The organism is Methanolacinia paynteri (genome assembly GCF_000784355.1).
In the GTDB taxonomy this organism is placed as follows: Archaea; Halobacteriota; Methanomicrobia; order Methanomicrobiales; family Methanomicrobiaceae; genus Methanolacinia; species Methanolacinia paynteri.
This window is the reverse complement of the sequence record NZ_KN360936.1, coordinates 32,962-39,139: the sequence shown is the minus strand read 5'-3', so window position 1 is coordinate 39,139 and position 6,178 is coordinate 32,962. Positions and strand designations below refer to the sequence as shown.

Annotated in this window: 6 protein-coding genes; 1 reads left to right on the top strand and 5 read right to left on the bottom strand. The window is 51.3% G+C overall.

The genetic code is table 11. The features are described 5' to 3' along the window. The 5 genes from METPAY_RS14265 to METPAY_RS09605 all read right to left on the bottom strand — a co-directional run. On the bottom strand, positions 1-439 hold a 439-nt coding region (locus METPAY_RS14265; protein WP_052418761.1), incomplete at its 3' end, for a GNAT family N-acetyltransferase. After that, a complete protein-coding gene (locus tag METPAY_RS09620) occupies positions 436-762 on the bottom strand; it encodes a type II toxin-antitoxin system PemK/MazF family toxin (RefSeq protein ID WP_048151839.1) in 327 nt (108 codons plus the stop codon). The genes METPAY_RS14265 and METPAY_RS09620, both read right to left, overlap by 4 nt. 90 nt (positions 763-852) lie before the next feature. Continuing rightward, positions 853-2,868: a heavy metal translocating P-type ATPase gene (locus tag METPAY_RS09615; RefSeq protein ID WP_048151836.1), complete on the bottom strand. Its 2,016-nt coding sequence runs from the start codon at positions 2,866-2,868 to the stop codon at positions 853-855. 10 nt (positions 2,869-2,878) lie between these two features. Then, positions 2,879-3,295, bottom strand: coding sequence for a MarR family winged helix-turn-helix transcriptional regulator (locus METPAY_RS09610; protein WP_013328475.1), 417 nt, complete (start codon positions 3,293-3,295; stop codon positions 2,879-2,881). A 186-nt stretch (positions 3,296-3,481) separates the two neighbouring features. Further along, positions 3,482-5,389, bottom strand: a complete 1,908-nt coding sequence (locus METPAY_RS09605) for a methyltransferase domain-containing protein (RefSeq protein ID WP_048151833.1) — start codon at positions 5,387-5,389, stop codon at positions 3,482-3,484. 229 nt (positions 5,390-5,618) lie between these two features. On the opposite strand from METPAY_RS09605, the gene METPAY_RS15145 reads away from it, so the two are divergent. After that, on the top strand, positions 5,619-6,178 hold a 560-nt coding region (locus tag METPAY_RS15145; RefSeq protein ID WP_052418760.1), incomplete at its 3' end, for an isochorismatase family protein.

Below are 6,178 nucleotides of genomic sequence, written 5' to 3'. Positions count from 1 at the left end.
CCTTCTTTATTCCCTCGACAATGAATCCTTTTTCCAGGTATAGTGCAATCGCACGGCTGTTTCCTTCCGCGACGAGACATTCGATCCTCTTTAGCCCGGATACATCGGCCATAAAAAGTGCATGATCGATCGCAATGCCCCCGTAACCAAGTCCCCGGTAATCTTTCAGGAGATATACGAACATGACGCCGACGTGTGACATCTTTCCGTCCGAGTCCTCCGGGACGACACCGACACTACCGATGATATCGTTTCCAAGTAAAATTGCCCACCACATGGCCCCTCTGCTCACGGCGAACTCCCAGAAATCGATTGTCTTCGACATCGGCACCGGAGGGATCTGGTCGAGATATCTCGAGATATCCGGGTCGTTGACAAGATCATTCATGGTTTCGAGATCGTCTTCTGTGACCTCCCGGAAGGTAATTTTGCAGCTCAAAATCTCACCCTCCCGGAAATTTCCATAAATAGCGATGAGACAAGCTTCCCTTTCTTCCCGAGGATGTACCTGCCGTCAACCGGTCCCGCCTCGGAGACGAGGACATAACTCTCGTCAAAGAGATCAAGACCGCCTTTCTCAAAAGCATCGAGGCCGAGGGGGAGGTAGTCGCCCCGCTCGGGCATATGGCTCGTAACAGGGCAAAGAAGGAATGAGTTTCTTTCGCATTCTCCAATAACCACAGCCGGACGAACCTTTTTCCCGCCCGGGCCTCTCAGGCTCATCGATGCCAGAACTACGTCGCCGGGGAAAAACCTGGTCATATCTTCAGGAATTATCAGGTGTTAATATCCGATAAATATTGTACAGGGTTGGCGTAATATCCCTGTCATAATGTCATAAAAGTCCTGATCTCAGTTCCACCTGCCCATTCCCAAAGGTATCAGCGCCGAATTCGCCAGGACCAAAAGAACAGCCGCCTGGTGGCCCACTGCTCCCGCGGCAGGGTGAACTATACCCAAAAACGCCATAGCCATCAGTATGAAAGTAAACGACAGGGCGAATGCGACGTTTATCTTTATGGTCCGGACCGTCTTTCTGCCAAGCCGGATGAAACTTAAGATCTGCCTCAGGCCTTCACCGAGTAGAACCACATGGGAGGTCTCGATCGCAACGGTATTCTTTCGCGAACCGATCGCGACGCCTGTATTCGCCTGCGCAAGGGCGGGAGCGTCGTTTACCCCGTCTCCGACAAAGCAGACCTTCTTCCCATCCTTTTGGAATTGTTCAACGATCGATCTCTTTTCACCGGGGGCAATCCCGGAATATACATTCTCTCTTTCGATGCCGCACTTATCAGCTACGCTTTCGGCGATCTCTTTCCTATCACCTGAAACGATCGAAACATTCGTTATGCCGGATTCTTTCAGGTCGCGGACAACCGACGGAGACTCATCCCTGACAGAGTCTTCAACCCCGAGCAGCCCTATGATCTCATTATCAAGCGAGACCAGGACAGGACTTATACCTAAAGCTGAAAGCTCCTCGATTTCGGCAAAAACAGAAGGCGGAACCGAAACTCCCGACTCATCCATGAACCTTATATTTCCCACGAGTATAGTCCCGGAATCCGACTCAGCCTTTACCCCGAGACCCGGGCGGCTCTTGACCTGCAGGCATCCGCTGCCGTTCAATCCCCTTTCCCCGGCAAAATCCGATATAGTTGCGGCAACAGGGTGCTCGGATCCGCACTCGGCCGCTGCGGCAAGATTTATCATCCTGTCTTCGTCGAAACCCCCGAATGCTCTTACAGTCTCCACTCTCATCCTTCCTGAGGTAAGCGTCCCGGTCTTGTCGAAGATCACCGAATCAATCTTTCCGGCCTCTTCAAGATACAAACCGCTCTTTACCAGAATTCCTCTCCTGGCCCCGGCACCAATTGCAGATATGACCGCCGAAGGGGTAGAGAGGAGAAGGGCACACGGGCATGCCACGATCAATATCGTGATCGCCCTCTCGATGCTTCCAGTAAAGATCCATGTAAGAGCGGTCACCACGAGTGTCAGCGGTGTATAGATCGAGGCGAACTTCTCTATGAACGGATACGTGGGCGGCCTTCTCTTCTCCGCCTCGCGAACAAAATCCACAATCTTCGAATAAGTCGAATCCCTGCTCCTCTTCGTAACCTCAATTCTTACCGCACCGTCGATATTGATCGACCCCGAGTAGACGGGATCACCCGTCGCTTTTTCCACCGGGACGCTCTCCCCGGTAAGGCAGGATTCGTCGGCCGAGGTCGCACCGCTTATGATGAGACCGTCAGAGGGAACGACATCTCCCGGCCTGATTAAAACGGTGTCACCCACTTCGATCTCGTCAACGGGCACTTCGACAAAATCCCCGTCCCTCTCTACCAGGCCGTATTCGGGATGCAGTGCCGCAATCTTCTCGATATTCCTCCTTGATTTGCCATATGCATATTCTTCGGCGATCTCGCCGAGGGAGAGGATGAAACCCACCTCTGCTGCCGTGACATATTCACCGATCAGGATTGCCGCAATTATCGCAATTCCGGCAAGTTCACAGACATTCTGCCTCCCGCCCAACAATCCCCTTACAGAACTTACGATAATCGGGATACCGGTACAGAGCGCCGAGAGGACCGCAAAAGAGCTTACAAAAATGTTTGACAGGCCCAGGTATTCTCCCGATATCGCTGCGGCAAGTAAAATTCCCGCTGCGGCCAGTATGACATATTCCTTTGTGTTGCCCCCCTCGTGACCGTGATCATGACCGCATGCGCATGCACTCCCGCATTCGTGCCCTTCATGCCCGTGATCATGTTCATGATTATGCCCGTGTTCGTGGCCGCAGTGGCAATTTTCTCCACAGCTTACGCTATCGCTGTGATTTTCCTCTTTTACGCCCATATTTTTTCCTTCAGATTGTTTTGTTTATCTTCTCAAGTATCCCGACGAAGTTTTTCACCTCGTCTTCGGAGAGGATGGATGCGATCTCGTCGGACAGGCTCATGTGATGGCTGTGATGATCCGAAAACGCCTCCTTCCCTTTTTCTGTCAGGCGGATGATGTACGATCTCCTGTCGTTTTCAGAACGATCGCGTACTGCATAGCCTCCTTTTTCAAGCCGGTCGACCGTTACCGTAATCGTCCCGGTCGTGACGCCCAGCGATTTGGACAGGTCCTTCATGCTCATGCTCCCGTTGTGGCCCAGCTTCTCTATAGCGTGGGCTCCGGCAACAGTGAGGGAACTCTGCTGGATTACAGAATTCTCCCAGGAAGCAAACCTGTCAAAAAACTCGACAAGGTTATCATTCAGCTCTTCAGTCAAACCCATTTTGATCGTCCAATAATTTGAATTTCAAACTTTCCTGATCTGATATTGTTTGAAGTTCTTAATATTCCTTTGTCTAACTATCTCCCGATAAGAAAATATAATGAAACAACTTACGAATCAGGAGTATTGACTAAAAGAGAAAAACTAATCCGCCTTTTTGTAATCACGACGGCAAAAAAAAGGAAATTATTTCCCGTTGTCCCCGAAGATACGATCCTCGGCCGCCTTCAGGATCATCCCGAGCATTTCCGCATACGTTATCTCGGCAATACCCGCCATCTTGGCAAGATGCCCGTCCCAGCACCAGCCGGGATTCGGATTTACTTCAAGGAGCCGGGGTGTGCCGTTCGAATCTATGCGCCAGTCGAAACGTGCATAGTCCCTGCACCCGAGCCTCCCGAAGAGCTTCAGGCAGCTCGCAACGAGGAAGCGCCGGGCCTCTTCAGACAGATCCGCAGGAATAGATGTGATCCCGGCATAAGGAGACTCCGGGTCCCATTTCGCTTCATAACCGCAAATCTTCGGATAACCCCTGGGAAGGGACGAGTAGTCCTCCTCGATCACAGGGAGCACCTCGTATTTATCAGGGAGATTGCCAATAATTCCCACGCTGATATCCCCTCCGGTAAGGAACTCCTCAACGAGGACAGTGCTGCAGTCACCGGAAAAGCTCTTCAGGCGAAGTATTGCATCCTGGAGTTCGGAGATATCCCTGCATACGCTGTCCTGTGTAATCCCGAAGCTTGAATCCCCGAAGTTCGGCTTCACGATCACCGGGAAGTGTATCGGGAATTCTATGAACGAACTGTCCTCCGGGTTTATCACGAATGCACGCGGAACGGGAATATCAAGCTCCTTCGCAATACCCCTGACAAGCGACTTGTCGTAGCAATAGGCGAGACACTGGGGGTTTCCGCCCGTATACGGGATCGAAAGGATCTCAAGTGCCGCAGGGACATGGAGCTCCTTTCTCGGGTCGTTTAAGAATCCCTCGTCGCATAGGTTGAATACAAAATCCGCTTTGCTTCCTGACTGTCGAAGCCACGAGAGCATGGAGGCATGGTTGTCAAAGTAGGTGAACTCATAATCCCTGAGTTCGGACAGCGCCTCCTTCAGCCTCCCGATAGTCCGGTAATCGTCCTCGTCGAAGACACATGACGGCTTAATCACATCCCTAAGCCGGGGATCGCCCAGTACGACTGCAACCTTCTTTTTCTTCCTGCTGACCTTTTTCTTCGGGGTCCACTCCTTCTCGACCGATGCCGTGATAATCAGGCGGCGGGCCATCATCCCGAGGTCCTGGTTCCTCCGCGAGTCGGTGATAATCGGGTCGTGAAATTCTATGGAGTTATACCCGCATTCGTCAAGCATCGCCCTGATGTCGCCCGAATTATACAGGCGTTCGGCGTAGAACTGGTCTGCCATAACCCCGTTCTTCACGTGGGTTATCACTTCGCGGGTGATCAGCCGCTCGCCGTCCGAAGACAGGCTTCTCTCCCTGCATACGAAGTGGTTCTGGTCGATCCATTCCCAGCTTCTCGGGACGAAATTCTCCCGAAGATAATCCCCGTCCGTGATATCGAGGAGTATGCGGCCGCCGGGCTTCAGGACACGGAATGCCTCCCTAAGCACCCTTTTATCGTCCTCGTTCGTCTCGAAATAACCGAAGCTGTTCCCAGGCAGGAGAATGAAGTCGAACGAATCCGCGGGATAAGAGAGTTTTCTTGCATCCCCCTCCCTGAATCCCACGGACAGTCCATCGTTTCTCGCCTGCTTCCTTGCACGGGTTATCAGGTAATGGGACCTGTCGAGACCGCAGATCTTCGAGTATCCCCTGCCTGCGAGTTCGAGCGAGTGACGCCCCTGCCCGCAGCAGAGATCGAGAATAGTGTCATGAAATCCGGGATTTAAAAGGGAAAGAAAAAAATCGACTTCGGCTTTCGTAATGCTCTCGTCATCGACGACATCCCCGTCAGTACGGAGATAATTCGCGTTGAAGATCTCCCTCCACCAGTCGGCCTTAACATAGCTCTCCAGGCTCTCCACAGGACCGAGTACGGTGGTTATGTGTTGCTTGCCATTGCCTTTGTTCATTTAATAATTAATCAAAATCTCTGATTTCAATCTTCAGAATATAAATCTTACCCGGCGATAGACGGATACGCCTTTTACGGTCAGGAAAAAAGAACCTTTACGGGACGTCTTCTGCAACGCGCAACAATGACGGATAATCCTCGATATTTCAGGAGAATTCCACAAAAATATTCAAGGCTGCGCACCTCCGCCATTCTCTTAAATCCTGTGATAGAATATTGATCGATTCATGAAGGAATGCTATTTCAGACCTGAAAATATCGATAAAAAATCCATGCTCATGACAGAGAGGATCGCCGCCATGAACAGGAAAAGAGAACAGGTTTTTCATCCGGAAAACTCCGCTCTTCTGGTTATCGACATGCAGAACTATTTTACGGATCCTGGTTCGCATGCATACGTACCATCCTCCGCGGCAGTAATCCCGCGGATTAAAAAACTTGCAGAGGCATTTGCTGCAAAAAAACGCCCTGTAATCAGTACACTTCACATTAACACACCCGCAGATGCAGGAATGATGGGGGAGTGGTGGGGTGAACTTCTGGCTGAAACAGACACAAGATCGGAGCTCAATAAGGATCTCGATCTACCGTTCTCTGTCCGCATCAGGAAGAGCCAGTATGACGCCTTTTACACAACAGAACTCGATTTAATCCTGCAGCAGAACAATGTCACCGACCTCGTGATAACCGGCGTCATGACCCATCTTTGCTGCGAGACTACGGCAAGATCAGCCTTTGTCCACGGATACAGGGTTTTCTTTCCTGCAGACGGAACAGCGACATACAA